The organism is Pseudomonas sp. EL_65y_Pfl2_R96 (genome assembly GCF_963970905.1).
GTDB lineage: Bacteria > Pseudomonadota > Gammaproteobacteria > Pseudomonadales > Pseudomonadaceae > Aquipseudomonas.
In genome coordinates this window covers 280,563-297,749 of the sequence record NZ_CAXAQH010000003.1, presented here as the reverse complement: position 1 = coordinate 297,749, position 17,187 = coordinate 280,563, and the positions used below count along the sequence as shown (strand labels likewise).

15 protein-coding genes and 1 pseudogene are annotated in these 17,187 nt (G+C 60.4%); 12 read left to right on the top strand and 4 right to left on the bottom strand.

From position 1 onward, the window contains the following. Positions 1–22 precede the first annotated feature (22 nt). Positions 23–1,510, bottom strand: coding sequence for a helicase HerA-like domain-containing protein (locus tag AACY49_RS05685; RefSeq protein WP_339522247.1), 1,488 nt, complete (start codon positions 1,508–1,510; stop codon positions 23–25). Positions 1,511–1,694: 184 nt separating this feature from the next. Between AACY49_RS05685 and AACY49_RS31760 the strand changes: the two are divergent. The 5 genes and pseudogenes from AACY49_RS31760 to AACY49_RS05665 all read left to right on the top strand — a co-directional run. Beyond that, positions 1,695–2,726: pseudogene (locus tag AACY49_RS31760) on the top strand (HAMP domain-containing protein); the annotation flags it as partial. Between the two features lie 93 nt (positions 2,727–2,819). Further along, the gene (locus tag AACY49_RS31755; RefSeq protein ID WP_425439644.1) at positions 2,820–3,584 is read left to right on the top strand and encodes a methyl-accepting chemotaxis protein; all 765 of its coding nucleotides are present in this window, start codon (positions 2,820–2,822) and stop codon (positions 3,582–3,584) included. Between the two features lie 221 nt (positions 3,585–3,805). Next, a complete protein-coding gene (locus AACY49_RS05675) occupies positions 3,806–4,927 on the top strand; it encodes a glycosyltransferase family 4 protein (protein WP_258699390.1) in 1,122 nt (373 codons plus the stop codon). Next, a complete protein-coding gene (locus AACY49_RS05670; RefSeq protein ID WP_339522241.1) occupies positions 4,920–5,696 on the top strand; it encodes a polysaccharide deacetylase family protein in 777 nt (258 codons plus the stop codon). Before AACY49_RS05675 ends, AACY49_RS05670 begins: the two co-directional genes overlap by 8 nt. Further along, complete coding sequence (locus AACY49_RS05665; RefSeq protein ID WP_339522239.1) at positions 5,693–6,688, top strand: lysylphosphatidylglycerol synthase transmembrane domain-containing protein; 996 nt, start codon at positions 5,693–5,695, stop codon at positions 6,686–6,688. Before AACY49_RS05670 ends, AACY49_RS05665 begins: the two co-directional genes overlap by 4 nt. 75 nt (positions 6,689–6,763) lie before the next feature. On the opposite strand, the gene AACY49_RS05660 is transcribed toward AACY49_RS05665, so the two are convergent. Then, on the bottom strand, positions 6,764–6,940 hold the full coding sequence (locus AACY49_RS05660; RefSeq protein ID WP_258699387.1) for a hypothetical protein: 177 nt from the start codon (positions 6,938–6,940) through the stop codon (positions 6,764–6,766). Positions 6,941–7,021: 81 nt separating this feature from the next. Then, entirely contained in the window at positions 7,022–7,870 is an 849-nt protein-coding gene (purU, locus tag AACY49_RS05655; protein WP_007903852.1) for a formyltetrahydrofolate deformylase, read from the bottom strand. A gap of 328 nt (positions 7,871–8,198) precedes the next feature. Here purU and mvaT point away from each other — a divergent pair, with 328 nt between their 5' ends. Beyond that, positions 8,199–8,576, top strand: a complete 378-nt coding sequence (mvaT, locus tag AACY49_RS05650) for a histone-like nucleoid-structuring protein MvaT (protein ID WP_007933316.1) — start codon at positions 8,199–8,201, stop codon at positions 8,574–8,576. 98 nt (positions 8,577–8,674) lie between these two features. On the opposite strand, the gene sbcB is transcribed toward mvaT, so the two are convergent. Beyond that, positions 8,675–10,105, bottom strand: a complete 1,431-nt coding sequence (sbcB, locus tag AACY49_RS05645; RefSeq protein WP_258699386.1) for an exodeoxyribonuclease I — start codon at positions 10,103–10,105, stop codon at positions 8,675–8,677. A gap of 183 nt (positions 10,106–10,288) precedes the next feature. Here sbcB and AACY49_RS05640 point away from each other — a divergent pair, with 183 nt between their 5' ends. The 6 genes from AACY49_RS05640 (at position 10,289) to AACY49_RS05615 (ending at position 17,178) form a co-directional block, all read left to right on the top strand. After that, positions 10,289–11,014, top strand: a complete 726-nt coding sequence (locus AACY49_RS05640) for an RDD family protein (RefSeq protein WP_258699385.1) — start codon at positions 10,289–10,291, stop codon at positions 11,012–11,014. Then, a complete protein-coding gene (locus AACY49_RS05635) occupies positions 11,011–11,988 on the top strand; it encodes a stage II sporulation protein M (RefSeq protein WP_320393515.1) in 978 nt (325 codons plus the stop codon). Before AACY49_RS05640 ends, AACY49_RS05635 begins: the two co-directional genes overlap by 4 nt. Further along, positions 11,975–13,519 carry a DUF4129 domain-containing protein gene (locus AACY49_RS05630; protein WP_339522233.1) on the top strand — a complete coding sequence of 515 codons (1,545 nt, stop codon included), beginning with the start codon at positions 11,975–11,977 and terminating at the stop codon, positions 13,517–13,519. The genes AACY49_RS05635 and AACY49_RS05630 overlap by 14 nt, the downstream gene beginning before the upstream one ends. Next, positions 13,516–14,679, top strand: coding sequence for a DUF4350 domain-containing protein (locus tag AACY49_RS05625; protein ID WP_339522231.1), 1,164 nt, complete (start codon positions 13,516–13,518; stop codon positions 14,677–14,679). Before AACY49_RS05630 ends, AACY49_RS05625 begins: the two co-directional genes overlap by 4 nt. Next, positions 14,676–15,677 carry an AAA family ATPase gene (locus AACY49_RS05620; protein ID WP_339522229.1) on the top strand — a complete coding sequence of 334 codons (1,002 nt, stop codon included), beginning with the start codon at positions 14,676–14,678 and terminating at the stop codon, positions 15,675–15,677. Before AACY49_RS05625 ends, AACY49_RS05620 begins: the two co-directional genes overlap by 4 nt. Before the next feature lie 169 nt (positions 15,678–15,846). Continuing rightward, on the top strand, positions 15,847–17,178 hold the full coding sequence (locus AACY49_RS05615; protein WP_339522227.1) for a DUF58 domain-containing protein: 1,332 nt from the start codon (positions 15,847–15,849) through the stop codon (positions 17,176–17,178). Positions 17,179–17,187: the final 9 nt, after the last annotated feature.

Here is a 17,187-nt window from a genome sequence, read left to right as displayed (position 1 = left end):
CCACATTTTGATTGCCCACTTGTCAGCGACGCTTGCTGCCGCCGAGCAATGAGCCCATCAACCCCCGCACCAATTGTCGGCCCAATTGATTCGCCGCCTGTCGCATCGCCGATTTCAGCGCCTGCCCCGCCGCCGTGCCGAGGAACTCCCCGGCCTTGTCGGCAAGACTCGGCTCCTCAGGTGCAGGTTTGCCCGGCGCGGCTTCGGGATCCGGCGCCAGCCCTTTACGCCCCATCAGCACTTCATAAGCCGATTCGCGATCGATCGGTTTGTCGTAACGCCCCTTGAAGGGCGAACCGGCGATCAGCACCGTGCGCTCAGTCTCGGTCAGCGGCCCGATCCGCGACTGCGGCGGTGCAACCAATACCCGCTGGACCATCGCCGGCGTGCCCTTGTCCTGCAAGGTGCCGACCAGCGCCTCGCCGATCCCCAGTTCGGTCAACACCGACAAGGCGTCAAACGCAGGGTTCGGCCGGAAGCCCTCGGCCACCGCGCGCAGGGACTTCTGCTCTTTGGCGGTGAACGCGCGCAAACCATGCTGAATACGCAAGCCCAACTGAGCCAGTACATCATCCGGCAAATCCCCCGGCGATTGGGTGACGAAATACACCCCCACGCCTTTCGAACGGATCAGCCGCACCACTTGTTCCAGACGATCCTGCAACGCCTTGGGCGTACCGGCGAACAACAAGTGCGCTTCGTCGAAAAACAGCGCCAGCAGCGGTTTCTCGGCATCGCCGCGCTCTGGCAGCTGCTCGAACAGTTCGGCCAGCAACCACAGCAGGAACGTCGCGTAGACCTTCGGCGCTTCGTGCACAAGACGGCTGGCATCGAGCAAGTGAATGCGCCCGCGACCATCCACGGCCGGTTGCAACATGTCTTCCAGCTGCAGCGCCGGTTCGCCGAATAACGCTTCAGCGCCCTGCTGTTCCAGCGTCGCCAAACGGCGCAACAGGGCCTGGCTGGAACCGGTGGTCATCAGCGCCGCGTCATCCCCCAGCAATTCGGGGTTATCACGCAAATGATTGAGCAGTGCCTTCAAATCCTTCAAATCCAGCAGCAACAGCCCTTCGCGGTCGGCCACTTTGAAGGCGGCATAGAGTGCCGACTGCTGACTGTCGGTCAGCTCCAGCAGGCTGCCGAGCAGCAATGGCCCCATTTCGCTCAAGGTGGTGCGCAATGGATGCCCGGACTGACCTTGAATGTCCCACAAAGTCACCGGATACGCCTGAGGCTTATGGTTCAGCCAGGGCATGCCGGCGATCCGCTCCGCGACCTTGCCTTGAGGGTTGCCGACGGCGCCCAGCCCGCACAAGTCGCCTTTGATGTCCGCCGCGAACACCGCCACGCCAGCATCGCTGAAGGCTTCGGCCAGACGCTGCAACGTGACGGTTTTACCGGTGCCGGTAGCGCCCGCCACCAGGCCGTGACGGTTCGCCAGGCGCATGGCCTGGGCGATTGGCTGGCCCGCGAGGTCAGCGCCGATAACGAGTTGCGATGAGTCAGGCATTTTGTCACCCATGGTTAATCTTTGATCCTTCATGGCCGATAACAACCGAGAGACCAGACTGAAAAGAGCGTCGGTAATTCCCTAAGGAGAGACGGAAATATCAGCTTACTTTCAACACTGCCCATTTTGCGCGCCTTTATAAAAGCACGCCCTGGACATTAAGACTTTAGCGGACCCCCAAGCCATGAACAAAAACCTGCGCTTCAGCCATAAGATACTGCTTGCCGCCGCCCTGATCGTTATCGCCGCATTCGCCTCGTTCACGCTGTACAACGACTATTTGCAGCGCAATGCGATTCGTGAAGATCTGGATAACTATCTCACCGAGATGGGAGACGTCACCGCCAACAACATCCAGAGTTGGCTGGCCGGTCGTATCCTGCTGGTAGAGAACCTCGCTCAAAACATTGCCATCAACCCCGAACAATCCAACGTCGTCAGTCTGCTTGAACAAAATGCTTTGGCATCGACCTTCATGGCCAGGTACCTGGGTGATGCCAGCGGCAACTTCATCAACCGCCCTGACTCCAAGATGCCGGACGGCTACGATCCCAGAGTTCGCCCTTGGTACAAAGGCGCGGAAAACAGCAACGGCTCGACGCTGACCGAACCTTACGTAGATGCGGCGACCGGTCAAACCATCATCTCCATTGCCACCGCTTCGAAAAAATCGGGGAAAAGCGTGGGGGTGGTAGGCGGTGACTTGAGCCTGCAAACCCTGATCGACACCCTGATCGCGCGTGATTTCGGCGGCATGGGCTATGCCTTTCTGGTCAGCGCCGACGGCAAGATCCTGGTTCATCCGGACAAAGCCATGGTGATGAAGTCCCTGAGCGAGGCGTACCCGAAAAATACCCCACGCATTAGCAGCAGCTTCACTGAAGTGGACGTCGACGGCAAAACCCGCATCGTCTCTTTCACCCCGATCAAAGGCTTGCCGTCGGTCAATTGGTACATCGGCCTGTCGGTGGACAAGGACAAAGCCTTCTCCATGCTCAGCGAATTCCGCACCTCGGCGATCATCGCGACCCTGATTGCCGTGGCCATCATCATTGGCTTGCTGGGCATGCTGATCCGCCTGCTGATCCAGCCGCTGCACGTGATGACCCGCGCCATGGAAGACATCGCCGACGGTGAAGGCGACCTGACCAAACGCCTGACCATCCAGAATCAGGACGAATTCGGCCTCCTTGGCACGGCGTTCAACCGTTTCGTGGAACGGGTTCATACATCGATCCGCGAAGTGTCCTCGGCCACCGGCCAGGTCAACGAAGTGGCCTTGCGGGTGGTGGCGGCCTCGAACTCGTCGATGTTCAATTCCGACCAGCAAGCTTCGCGTACCAGCAGCGTGGCCGCAGCGATCAACCAGCTCGGCGCCGCCGCCCAGGAAATCGCCCGTAACGCAGCCCAAGCATCGAATCAGGCCAGCGATGCCCGCAGCCTGGCCGAAGACGGCCAGCAAGTGGTGGATCGCAGCATTGCCGCGATGAATCAGCTGTCGAGCATGCTCAGCGCCTCGAGCACCAACATCGAATCGCTGAACAGCAAAACCGTGAACATCGGGCAGATTCTCGAAGTGATCACCAGCATCTCCCAGCAAACCAACCTGCTGGCGCTCAACGCCGCCATCGAAGCTGCGCGGGCCGGTGAAGCCGGGCGCGGTTTTGCCGTGGTGGCCGACGAGGTGCGCAACCTGGCGCACCGCACGCAGGAGTCGGCGCAACAGGTGCAGACCATGATCGAGGAGCTGCAAGTCGGCGCCCGCGAATCCGTCAGCACCATGAGCGACAGCCAGCGTCACAGCCAGGACAGCGTGGAAATCGCCAACCTGGCCGGCGAGCGCCTGAACAGCGTGACGTTGCGCATCGGCGAAATCGACGGGATGAACCAGTCGGTGGCGACGGCGACCGAGGAACAAACCGCAGTGGTCGAGTCGATCAACGTGGATATCACCGAGATCAACACGCTGAACCAGGAAGGCGTGGAAAACCTGCAATCGACCTTGCGGGCGTGCTCGGACCTTGAGCAACAGGCTTCGCGATTGAAGCAGTTGGTGGGCAGTTTCCGCATCTAGAACGTTTGACAGGCCCCAATCGCGAGCAGGCTCGCTCCCACATTTGATCTTCGTTGTTCACAAATAATGTGTTCACAACAGATCCAGTGTGGGAGCGAGCCGGCTCGCGATAGCGATCTGTAAAGCCCCGCAAAACCCCGCTGACACCCCCTCCGCAAAACCCCAATCGAACATCTATCCTTCATATAGGTCAACCAAAGGAGATCAACGGCCCCGGAGGAATGTTCATCGTGCATATCGCTGACATCACCATGTTCTACGCCCCTGCCAGCGGTGGCGTGCGCACTTATCTGGATGCCAAACACCGTCGCCTGGGCATCAAACCCGGTATTCGCCATAGCTTGCTGATCCCCGGGGCCCATTTGAGTGAACAGGATGGTGTCTACACCGTTCCAGCCCCCGCCCTTCCTTTTGGCAAGGGTTATCGTTTCCCCCTCCGTCTCGCGCCGTGGCGCAATGTTCTGCAGGATTTGCAGCCTGACCTGATCGAAGCCGGCGACCCTTACCTGACTGCCTGGGCTGCTTTGGACGCCAAGCGGCAACTCGATGTGCCGGTGATCGGCTTTTATCACTCCGACCTGCCGATGCTGGTCAGCAATCGCATGGGCAACTGGGTTACCCCCAATGTCGAAGCTTATGTCAGCAAACTCTATGGCAACTTCGACCGGGTTCTGGCGCCGAGCCAGGTCATGGCCGACAAACTGATCGGGCTGGGGGTGAAGAACGTTTTCGTACAACCGCTGGGCGTCGACCTGCAAACGTTCAACCCCAGTAAACGGGATACAGGTTTACGGGCTGAATTGGGCATCGATGAAAACACTCACCTGCTGATCTTCGCCGGCCGTGGTTCCAAGGAAAAAAACCTGCCAGTGCTACTCAATTGCATGAAACGCCTGGGTCGTCGCTATCACCTGCTGCTGGTGGGCTCGTCGATGCCAACCCTGGTGCCGCGCAACGTCACTGTCCTCGATGAGTTCTGCCCGGCGGCGCAAATCGCACGCTTGATGGCCAGCGCCGATGCGCTGGTGCATGCCGGTGATCAGGAAACCTTTGGCCTGGTGGTCCTTGAAGCCATGGCCAGTGGCATTCCGGTGGTGGCCGTGGCGGCCGGGGCCTTTCAGGAAATTGTCACCGATCAATGCGGCCTGCTCTGCGCGCCGGACAATCCAGTGGCGATGGCCAACGCCGTACGCGAGCTATTCAGCCAGGGCAGCGCCGCACGGGGCAAACAAGCCCGCAGCCATGTCGAGCGGCATTACGCCTGGGACACCGTGGTCGACAGCCTGTTGGGCCACTATCACGCCGTACTCGGCACTCAATGGCCGCTGACCGCCAATGGTTGAGCCTATGAACGCACGCAGCCTGTTACTGGTGTTGCACGACACAGCGCCGCACACCTGGCCCGATTACCAGGCTTTCGTCGAAGCCGTCGACGCGTTGGGCGAGGTGCCGATGACCTGGCTGGTGGTGCCGGACTTCCATAAACACAACGATCTGGATACGCATCCGGGGTTTCGACAGGTGCTGAGCAGCCGTGTCGCGCGCGGCGACGAACTGGCATTGCACGGTTACTTCCATTGCGATGAAGGACCGATCCCCGGCACTCCCCGAGACTGGTTCATGCGCCGGATCTACACCCATGAAGGCGAGTTCTACAACCTGCCCCTGGACGCCGCCCTCGCTCGCCTGCGCGCCGGAATCGAAATGTTCCATCGTTATCACTGGCCACTGGAAGGTTTCGTCGCCCCGGCCTGGCTGATGAGCGAAGGCACCCGCCAGGCGCTGCGCCAGTTGCCGCTGCGCTACACCAGCGATTTGCAGCATCTGTATCGTCTGCCGGATTTCACCGCGATCGATGCCCCGAGCCTGGTCTGGAGCGCTCGCAGTGCCTGGCGCCGAGGCCTGTCGAAGCTGGTCAGCGATCAGCGCGAACAACGTTGGCGCCAGGCACCGGTGATTCGTCTCGGCCTGCACCCGGTGGACATGCGCCATGAGTTCTCGCGTCATTATTGGCTGCAACTCCTCAAGCGTTTGCTCGACGAGGGCCGTGTGCCGATGACCAAGGCCAACTGGCTGGCACTGCAAGACGACACCGTCGGTCGCGCCGCATGAGCCGCGGGATTGTGCTGGTCGTCGCCCTGCTCGCTGCGGTGCTTATCCCCTCGTTGCTGGGCGGCGGCGATACATGGTCGCGGCTGCAACGCTTTCCACTGGAATGGCTGCTGATCATGTTCGGCATGATCCTGCTGTGCTGGGGGCTCAATACCCTGCGCTTGCGCCTGTTGCTGGGCGATCAGCGCGCCAAGGTGAGCCGCCTCAAAAGCCTCGGGGTGGTGATGTCCGCCGAGTTCGCCTACTGCGCCACGCCCGGCGGCAGTGGCGGACCGCTGACCATCATGGCCCTGCTGGCGCGCCACGGCGTGCGGCCGGCCAGGGGCAGCGCCGTGTTCGCCATGGACCAGTTGAGCGATCTGCTGTTTTTTCTCTGCGCGCTGAGCGGGATTCTGATTTATGCACTGTTCCAGCACCTCAGTCAGCGCATGGAGTGGCTGCTGACCGTCAGCGCCATCTCGATGTTCGGCGGGCTGGTCAGTTGCGTGGTAGTGGCTCGTTACCACCGCTCATTGATTCGTCTGAGCGGTCGGTTGCTCGCCCGCCTCAATGTCAAGACCGCGACTCGACACCGCTGGGCGCGCAAGCTTCTGCACTTCCTGGCAGCGTTCACTGACACACTGAAGTTGCCCTTTCAGACGCTGATTACCGTGTTTGCCCTGACCTGCCTGCATTGGGTCTTGCGGTATAGCGTGCTGTATCTGGCGCTGCGCGGGCTGGGCGTGGATTTGCAGTGGGCCTGGTGCTTTCTGATCCAGATGCTGTCGCTGAGTGCGGGGCAATTCAGTCTGTTGCCGGGCGGTGCCGGGGCGGCGGAACTGACATCGGCGGCGCTGTTGGCGCCCATGGTGGGCAAATCCACCGCGGCGGCGGCCATTCTGATCTGGCGGACAGTGACCTATTACTTCTATCTGGTGGTGGGTGGCCCGGTATTTTTACTGATGCTCGGGCGGCCGTTGCTCAAGAAGTTGATGAAGTTCAAGCAAGCTTGAAAGATCGCAGCCTTCGGCAGCTCCTACAGGGTGTACGCCAAGCCCTTGTAGGAGCTGCCGAAGGCTGCGATCTTTTCAGGCGCCCCCGGATTCATCGTCGGAATCGTCCTGCAACTGCTCCCACAACTCGGCGGCACCGGGAAACTCCGTGCCGTCTTCGGGGGTCAGGTCCTCGGGGTCATAACGACTCAAACACCCCTCCCCCAATGTGGCGGGTGCCTTGGACGTGGCTTTGTCCAGTGGATCGGCCATGGTCATGTCCTCAGTGCAGAAACGGCGAAGGGCCTGAAGCGATTGAGCGCCCAGGCCCTTTGAATTTCAACCGTATGGCTATCAGAACACGACGGTTTTGTTGCCGTGCACCAGCACTCGGTCTTCCAGGTGATAACGCAGACCGCGGGCCAGCACCATCTTCTCGACATCGCGACCGAAGCGCACCATGTCTTCGATGCTGTCGCTGTGACTGACGCGCACCACGTCCTGCTCGATGATCGGACCGGCATCCAGCTCTTCGGTCACGTAGTGGCAAGTGGCGCCGATCAACTTCACACCGCGCATCGAAGCCTGATGATAGGGCTTGGCCCCGACAAACGACGGCAGGAAGCTGTGGTGAATGTTGATGACTTTATGGGCATATTCGCTGCACAACTCGGGCGGCAGAATCTGCATGTAGCGGGCAAGTACCACCACTTCGGCCTCGTGCTGTTTGACCAGGCGCGAAACTTCGGCGAAGGCCGGCTCCTTGTTCTGCGGGTTGACCGGCACATGGTAGTAAGGAATACCGTGCCACTCGACCATGCTGCGCAAATCGTCATGGTTGGAAATCACGCAGGCGATTTCGCAGTCCAGTTCGTCGCTGTGCCAGCGGTGCAACAAATCGGCCAGGCAGTGGGACTCACGGCTGGCCATCAACACCACGCGTTTCTTCTGCTCGGTGTCGGTGATGCGCCAGTCCATCGAGAACTCTTCGGCAATCGGTGCAAACGCTTCGCGAAAGGCTTCGATACCGAAAGGCAGCGAATCGGCACGAATTTCGTGACGCATGAAAAACCAGCCACTGAGATTGTCCGAGTGATGGCTCGCTTCAGTGATCCAGCCGTTATGTGACGCCAGAAAGTTACTGACTTTAGCAACGATGCCGACGCGGTCCGGGCAAGCAATCACCAGCCGAAAAGTGCGCATGAGGGGGAAACTCCAGAACTTCGCAAAGGCCGCCATTCTAACGATTGCGCAGCAAAACTGCAGTATTGATGACGTGTGGCCTTGCATCGCGATCAGCAGCACAGATTCCGGCGCTGCCATACGCCAGTGCATGGTGCTCTTGTAGCCAGTCTTCAAGAGGTCAACTGTGAATATTCGTGACGCTATTTAACTGTCTCTCCAATGTGTGTCCTATTCACCGCAATTAATTTAAGTAAAACTTCGGTTAAATGTTTACTTGATGAAACACCCTGACTATTATTGTCGCACTGTCACCCTGTCATCCAGCGCCCAACATAAGGTAATCCTCATGTCCTTGATCAACGAATATCGCGCCACCGAAGAAGCTATCAAAGAGCTGCAAGCCCGTTTGAAGAATCTGTCCCAAGACGACAAACTGCAAACCGAGCTGGAATTCGAAGGCAAACTGCGCACCCTGATGGGCGAATACTCCAAATCCCTGCGTGACATCATCGCGCTGTTGGATCCAGAGTCCAAAACCAAGGCGCCACGTGGCGGCGCAGTAAAAACTACCGGCACCAAGCGTGCTCGCAAAGTTAAACAATACAAAAACCCGCACAACGGCGAAGTCATCGAAACCAAAGGTGGCAACCACAAGACTCTGAAAGAGTGGAAAGCCAAGTGGGGCGGTGACGTGGTTGAAGGCTGGGCTACCCTGCTGGGCTAAGCCGCAAGCGCGTCGCAGACTGATCCGCGACCTGAAGAACGCCAGCAAATGCTGGCGTTTTTTTATGCCCGGAATTCAAGTGCAAGTCATTTTCGTTTTCAAAGATTCAAACGTTTGCGTAATGCCTGGACATGAATCTGCCATTCATCCAGGACCTCTTGCTGAAACGATGTAGGACTAATCGTCAATTGGGCGGCAGCCGTCAGAAAACTTTCCAGCGTATTTGGCGCGCCCCACTCGGGTGCAGTCAAACGTTGCTGACAGAAAATTCGCCAGCGTTCTTGCTCCTCGAGGCTCAACGTATCGGGAAAGTTGCGCGCCCGATAACGAAACAATAACTCAGGCAAACGTTCATCATCGAAAGGCCACTGCTCTTGTGCTAATTGCGCAGGGTCGGCGGTTCTGACTTGCTCACATAGGCGCCGGTCCCGATCACCGATAAAACCGTCGTATAACTGTTGCTCGGGGTCCGGACTCGGAGAGAAATCGTCACGACTGTAAATGTCCGACACTTTATCTCGCCAAACTTGTTGTGCGTCGCTTAGCCGCAGCGCCCGTCCCTGATAAAGCGCCATATCCAGCCCCAAACGTTGCTGATCGTCAGGACGAAGTACCGATAATGGCGCCACGACCGGGCACTTGTTGATGTGTATGAGCTTGAGCGGCACCGGCAGTTCGCCTTCGGCCAGTTCGTCCCGGCGGGTGTAAAGCCGCTGACGCAAGGTTTCGGCATCCAGGTCGAGCAACCCCTGAGGGTCCAGGTGCAGGTCACAGACAATCAGCGCGTTGCGATTACGTGGATGCCAGGCCAACGGCAATACCACCCCCACATAGTGGCGGGCCGCCGAAAAGCGCCCGGAAATATGCACCATCGGCTGCAACAACCGGATCTGATCCATCACCTTTTGTTTACTGCGCAACTGAAACAGCCAGTCATACAACTTCGGCTGCTTTTCGCGGATCAGACGCGCCAGAGCGATCGTGGCGCGAACATCCGACAGCGCCTCGTGGGCATTCCCGTGATCGATGCCATTGGCGGCGGTCAAGCGTTCGAGTTTGAGCGTCACCCGTCCTTCGTCATCCGTAGGCCAGACAAGGCCATCGGGACGCAAGGCATACGCCGCACGCACCACATCGATCAAGTCCCAGCGGCTGTTGCCGCCCTGCCACTCCCGTGCGTAGGGGTCGAAAAAGTTTCGATACAGGCTGTAACGGGTCATCTCGTCGTCGAAACGCAACGTGTTATACCCCGCCCCACAGGTGCCGGGCGCCGCGAGCTGAGCATGAACCCGGGTCATGAAATCGGCTTCGCTCAACCCTTGCTCGGCCAGACGCGCGGGCGTAATACCGGTGATCGTGCAGGCCGCCGGATGAGGCAGGATGTCGTCACTGGGCTGGCAATAAAGGTTGACCGGCTCGTCTATTTCATTGAGATCGAAGTCGGTGCGAATCCCCGCCACTTGCAGCGGGCGGTCGCAACGGGGGTTGATGCCAGTGGTTTCATAGTCGTACCAGAAGATCGAAGTCACGGGCTGTTCCTGAACTGAAGACCGGCGAAGTCTAGGCGCACACAGGCTGCCCCGACCAGAAATCTTGTCATTCAATCACCTCTTGTCACTCACTGTGCATTACATAGTTATGTCGTTTGCCCCCGAGAGACTGCTAGCATCGGACGGACATCGATTCGCAAACCAGCCACACCAAGGTTGCCCATGCTCGAGACCACAGCACTGCCAGGGAAAGCGACGCTGGCCCCGCCACTGGACACGCGGTATCAGGTCGAAACGCCCGAAGGCATCGATTTGCCGCTGCGCCCGGCCGGGTTGATGGTCCGTGCGCTGGCATTCGCCATCGACCTGGGCCTGCGCGGGTTGATCCTGGGCCTGCTGTTTATGGTGTTGGCGTTTCTCGGAACACTCGGTGCAGGGCTTGGCTCGATTCTGCTGTTCGTGGTGAGCTGGTGGTACATGGTGCTGTTCGAGGTGCTCAATCAGGGCTGCTCGCCGGGCAAGCAATGGATGGGATTGCGCGTGGTACACGACAATGGCACGCCGATCGGCTGGTCCGCTTCGTTGCTGCGCAACCTGCTGCGATTTGTCGACATGCTGCCGTTCGGCTACTTCCTCGGGGCGATCAGTTGCCTGCAACATCCCACCTTCAAGCGCCTCGGCGACCTGGCTGCCGGCACGCTGGTGATCTACCGCGAACAGCCCCTCACCCGGCCGCAACTACCCGACGTCCCGCCGCGGCGCGCAGCCTTCACGCTGACACTGACCGAGCAACGCGCCATCCTCGGGTTTGCCGAACGCCAGGGTGAACTCTCCGAGGCGCGGGTCAAAGAACTCGCCTCGATACTCGCGCAACCGTTGCAGGTATCGAAGCCACAGACCGTGGCCGAACTCAACGGCATCGCCCGTGGACTGTTGGGCCCCACATGAAGCAAAACCTTTTCGAAAGCCGCCACAAGGCCGAATGGGAGCAGTTTGCACTCATGCTCGAACAGCTGGAACGAGGCAAGGAATCCTCACGAATCGCCAGCTTCCCCAAGGACTATCGACGGCTCTGCCAACACCTGGCCCTGGCTCAGGAGCGCGGTTACAGCAGTTTTTTGATCGATTCATTGCAGCAGCAAGTGCTGCGTGGGCATCAACAGCTTTATCGGCATCGCAATCGACTGGGTGCCAACGTGTTGAGTTTCATCCTGGCCGATTTCCCGCGACTGGTGCGCGAACAGTGGCGCTTTGTGCTTGCCGCCGGCCTGATGTTTTTTGCCAGCCTGATCGGCTTCGCCTTGCTGGTGTATCTGTTCCCGGACCTGGTCTACAACCTGATCCCGGCCGAACAGGTCAGTGAAATGCAAAGCATGTACGACCCCGTCGCCGGTCATTTGGGACGTTCGGCCGAACGGGCGGCCAGTGAAGACTGGATGATGTTCGGTTACTACATCATGCACAACATCGGCATCGCTTTTCAGACCTTCGCCAGCGGTTTGCTGTTTGGCCTGGGCAGCGCGTTTTTCCTGTTCTTCAACGGTTTGATGATCGGCGCCGTGGCCGGGCACCTGACGCACATCGGCTACGGGCAAACCTTCTGGTCGTTCGTGATCGGCCATGGCGCCTTCGAGCTAAGCGCCATTGCCCTGGCCGGTGCTGCCGGCCTGCAACTGGGCTGGGCCTTGATCGCGCCGGGTCGTTTGTCACGGGCCGAAGCCCTGCAACTGGCAGCGCGCAAAAGCGTGTCGCTGATTTGCGGGGTCATGCTGTTTCTACTGATTGCGGCGTTCATAGAAGCCTACTGGTCGTCGCGGACCGCAACTGCGCCGCTGACCAAATACCTGGTTGGCGTAGCGCTCTGGGTGTCGATGGCGACTTACCTGCTGTTTGCCGGACGGACCCGCCATGCGCCTGAGTGACGCCAGCGTAGTGATCCGCCCGCGCACAAGCTGGGAAGCCATGGACCTGGGCGTGCTGCTGAGTCAGCGCTATCGACGCCTGCTGATGACCAGCTGGGCCATCGTGACCTTGCCAATCTTCGCCCTGCTCACCCTGATGCTGTGGGACTCGCCCTCCCTTGCCCTGTTCCTGTTCTGGTGGCTCAAACCGGCGTTCGACCGGCTGCCGCTGTACATCCTGTCCAAAGCCATGTTCGGCGAAACGCCCACGCTCAAACAGGCCCTGCGCCAATGGCCGCGCCTGCTCAAACCGCAACTGCTGGCCAGCCTGACCTGGCGCCGCCTGAGCCTGAGCCGCAGTTTTCTGATGCCGGTGGTGCAACTCGAAGGCCTGGGGGGCGAAGCACGACAACAACGTTTGCGCGTGCTATTGCAGCGCAACGCCGGTGCCGCGCAGTGGTTGACCATCATCGGCGTGCACCTGGAAGGCGCGCTGTGGATCGGCCTGATGGTGTTGTTCTACATGCTCTTGCCGCAGCAAATCGAACTCGACTGGGGCTGGCAGACCTTGATCGCCGCCGCCGTGCAGGACTGGCTCTGGCTGGAACACCTGACCAATGCTTTTTACGCCCTGGTGCTGGTGGCCTGGGAACCGGTCTATGTGGCCTGTGGTTTCAGCCTTTACCTGAACCGGCGCACGGTGCTTGAAGCCTGGGATATCGAGCTGGTGTTCCGCCGGTTGCGCCAACGCTTGAGCAGCGCAGTCGTCACGCTGCTGCTGGCCGCGATCCTGCTGATGCCGACGGCGCAAAGCGTCTGGGCCGCCGAACCGGTCATTTCACCGGACAGCCCGCGTCTGCTGGAACAACCGCTGACCAGTCAGGCGTCCCGGGACAGCATCAAGGCCATCCTCGATCAGCCACCGTTCAAGAACAAGGAAACGGTGACCCGCTATCGGTTTGGCGATGACAAACCCGCCGCCGACACTGCGGACAATGGTCAAACGCCCGCCTGGTTGAAGGCGCTGTTCAGCTTGCTGGACAGCCAACGCTTCGGCGCATTGGCCAGCCTGATCGAAGTGTTGCTGTGGGGCGCGGTGATCGGCGCCATAGGCCTGTTGATCTGGCGTTACCGCGACGGGTTGCAGGCGTTCGTCAGCCGTCGCCCAGCGTTAAACCGTAAAGTCGCGCGGCCGTTACCGCAGCAGGCGTTCGGCCTGGACCTCAACCGCGAAACCCTGCCCGCCGATGTCGCGGCCAGCGCCGAAAGCCTCTGGCAGACCCACCCCCGTGAAGCCCTCGGGTTGCTCTATCGCGCCTTGCTCAGCCACTTGCTGAACGACTTCAACATGGCGCTCAAACCCGCCGACACCGAAGGCGAGGTGCTTCAGCGCGTCGAACAACTGCAACAACCTGCCTTGCTGGCCTTCAGTAAAAGCCTCACCGGGCACTGGCAGAACATGGCCTACGGGCATCGCCTGCCCCCCGCGCATTTGCAACAGGAACTCTGTGACGGCTGGCGCGCTCTATTCGGCCCGGGAGCGGCCCGTTGAACCGCAGGGGGTGGCTGGCGGTCGGCGTGTTCATCGCCGTGCTCCTGGGCGCGTTGAGTGTTTACCTGTATTTCAAGGCCATGCCCTATCAGGTACAAATCGAACACGGCCCGTCCCCTGAAGCCCAGGCCAACCCCTACCTGGCGGCCGAGCATTTTCTGCGTAAACAGGGCCTGACCGTCAGCCACGCCAACAGCCTCGACATCCTGCCGACCCTTGAGCCTCATCGGCGCAGTTTGTTATTGCTCGGCGATCGGTCGAACATGTCCCCGCGACAGGTGGATCAGGTGTTGAACTGGACCCGGGCCGGCGGGCGCCTTTTATTTGTCGCCGAAGCCCTGTGGGATGAAAAGACCGGTCAGAGCAATGACCTGCTGCTCAACCGGGTGCAGCTGCACCAGTTCCTGAGCAAAGACCTCAAGGACTCGCCACCCGATCTCGACGACGACCCCTACCCCAAACTGACCAAGCTCTATCTGGAAAACGAAGAGGCACCGGCCTACTTCAGCTTCGACACGGCGTTCCACCTCGACGATCCGAAAAACCTCGCCCAGGCCTGGGCCAACAGTGGCAAGGCCACGCACATGATGCAGCTGGGTCACGGGCTGGGTTCGATCACCGTGGTCACCGACGCCGACCTCTGGAAAACCCCGGCCATCGACCGGTACGACAATGCCTGGCTGCTGTGGTACCTGACGGCCGACACCGACGTGACCCTGCTGTTCAATACCGATCGCGACAGCTTGCTGACCTTGCTGTGGCGCTACTTCGCGCAAGCCTTGGTGGCCCTGATCGCCTTGATCGCTTTGGGGTGCTGGCATGTCGGCGTGCGCAGCGGCCCTTTGCTGGAACCGGCCCCAAGGGCGCGTCGGCAACTTCAGGAACACCTGCGTGCCAGCGCCGACTTCATGCTGCGCCGCAGCGGACAGCACAGCCTGTTGCACGCCTTGCAGCAAGACATTCTGCGCCGTGTCCGTCACCGTCATCCCGGTTTTGAACAACTCGGCGTCGCCGAACAATGGCTGGTGCTCTCACGCCTGACTGGCCAGCCCACACGCGCCATCAGCCAGGCCATGAGCCCGCGACCGAAACAGCGGCTGTCCAGCGCTGAATTCAGCCGTCAGGTCGCCCACCTGCAAACCTTGAGGAACGCCTTATGAGTGAACAGATCGAGCCCGGCACACAGACCCACGCCGCCCAGCAGCGCCAGCGCGCCAGCCAGTTGGCCCAAGCGGTAAGGACGGAACTGCAAAAAGCCGTGATCGGCCAGAACACCGTGATCGACGACGTGCTCACTGCCCTGATCGCCGGCGGCCATGTGCTGCTCGAAGGCGTGCCGGGGTTGGGCAAGACGTTGCTGGTGCGCGCCCTCGCCCGCTGCTTCGGCGGCGAGTTCGCACGCATCCAGTTCACCCCGGACCTGATGCCCAGCGACGTCACCGGCCACGCGGTGTACGACTTGCAGACCGAGCAATTCAAACTGCGCAAAGGCCCATTGTTCACCAACCTGTTATTGGCCGACGAGATCAACCGCGCCCCGGCGAAAACCCAGGCAGCGCTGCTCGAAGCCATGCAGGAACGCCAGGTCACCCTCGAGGGCCGTGCCCTGCCCATCACGCAACCGTTCATGGTGCTCGCCACACAAAACCCGATCGAACAGGAAGGCACTTACCCGTTGCCGGAAGCCGAGCTCGACCGCTTCATGCTCAAGGTGCGCATGGACTACCCGGACGTCGATCAGGAATTGAACATGGTGCGTCAGGTCAGCCGTTCGACCCGAGCCGATATGCTCGACGTGCAACCGCTGCGCACCGTGTTGCAAGCCAAGGACGTGCTGGCCTTGCAGCGCATTGCCAGCGACCTGCCGCTGGACGATCAGGTACTCGATTACGCCGTGCGCCTGGCCCGCACCACCCGGACCTGGCCGGGACTGACCCTCGGTGCCGGGCCACGCGCCTCAATCGCGCTGGTACGTTGCGCCCGTGCTCGGGCCTTGCTGCGCGGTGGCGAATTCGTGATTCCCGACGACATCAAGGGCTGCGCCCTGGCGGTGCTGCGTCACCGTGTGCGAATTGCCCCGGAGCTGGACATCGAAGGGCTGGAAGTCGATCAGGTGCTCAGGCAACTGCTCGACCAAGTGCCGGCGCCGCGCCTGTGAACACAGCCATGCAGACCACCCCTGTGGCGAGGGAGCTTGCTCCCGTTCGGCTGCGCAGCAGTCGCAATACCGGTAGGCGCGTTTTACCTGACACTCTGTGTCGGCTGGTTTTGGGGCTGCTTCGCACCCCAGCGGGAGCAAGCTCCCTCGCCACAAGCGATGTGCGCCAATGAAACCCTCGCGCCTGCTGCTGATCTGGCTCGCCGTGCTGCTGGCCATCGGCATCGTGCCGGGCACACTGCGGGCACTGGACATCGAGGTTCCATCGAGCCTTTTATCGATCAACTGGGGATTGCTGCTGGCGCTGCTGGCCTTGGCGACACTCGACGCCATCCGCCTCAAGCGCCTGCCCTCGCCCCGCGTGCAACGGCAGATGCCCGGCAGCCTGGCGCTCGGTCGATGGGGTGAGGTGCGCCTGGAGATCGCACATGATTTTGCCCAGCCATTGAACATTCAAATCTTCGACCATGTACCGAACGGCCTGGACTTCGAACACCTTCCCCTGTCGGTCGAGCTTCAACCCGGTCAGCACAGCCAGATCGGCTATCGTTTGCGCCCCCTGAAACGCGGTCACTTCACCTTCGAACGCTGCGAAATCAGCCTGCCAAGTCCAATGGGCCTGTGGTCCGACAAACGCCTGCTGAACGTGACCGACAACACCCGCGTCTACCCCGACTTCGCCCGTCTCTATGGCGGCCAGCTGTTGGCGGTGGATAACTGGTTAAGCCAGCTCGGCGTGCGCCAACGCCAACGACGCGGCCTGGGGCTGGAGTTTCATCAACTGCGCGAATTCAGAGAAGGCGACAGCCTACGGCAAATCGACTGGAAGGCCACCGCCCGACAACGCACGCCGATTGCCCGGGAGTACCAGGACGAGCGTGACCAGCAGATTATCTTCATGCTCGATTGCGGTCGGCAAATGCGTAGCCAGGACGATGAGCTGTCGCATTTTGATCACGCGCTCAATGCCTGTCTGTTGCTGAGCTACGTGGCCCTGCGCCAGGGTGACGCCGTCGGCCTGAGCACCTTTGCCAGCGAACAGCCGCGCTACCTCGCCCCGGTCAAAGGCACCGAACACCTCACGGTGTTGCTCAATACCGTCTACGACGTCGACAGCAGTCGACGAACCGCCGACTACCAGGCTGCGGCGAATCAATTACTGGCCAGACAGAAGCGCCGGGCACTGGTGATACTGATCACCAACCTGCGCGACGAAGACGATGAGCAATTGCTGACCGCCGTCAAACGCCTGAATCTGCAGCATCGTGTGCTCGTGGCGAGCCTTCGGGAAAACGTGCTCGATGAAATACGCCATCGCCCGGTGCAGACTCTGGACGAAGCACTGGCCTATTGCGGGACGGTGGATTACCTGAACGCAAGCGCGCAATGCCATGAGCGCTTGAGTGCTCATGGCGTTGCGGTGCTGCAAGCCCGGCCTGGGGAGTTGGGGGCCGAGCTGGTGACGCGGTATTTGAGCTGGAAGAAAGCGGGAGCCTTCTAACCTTCGATC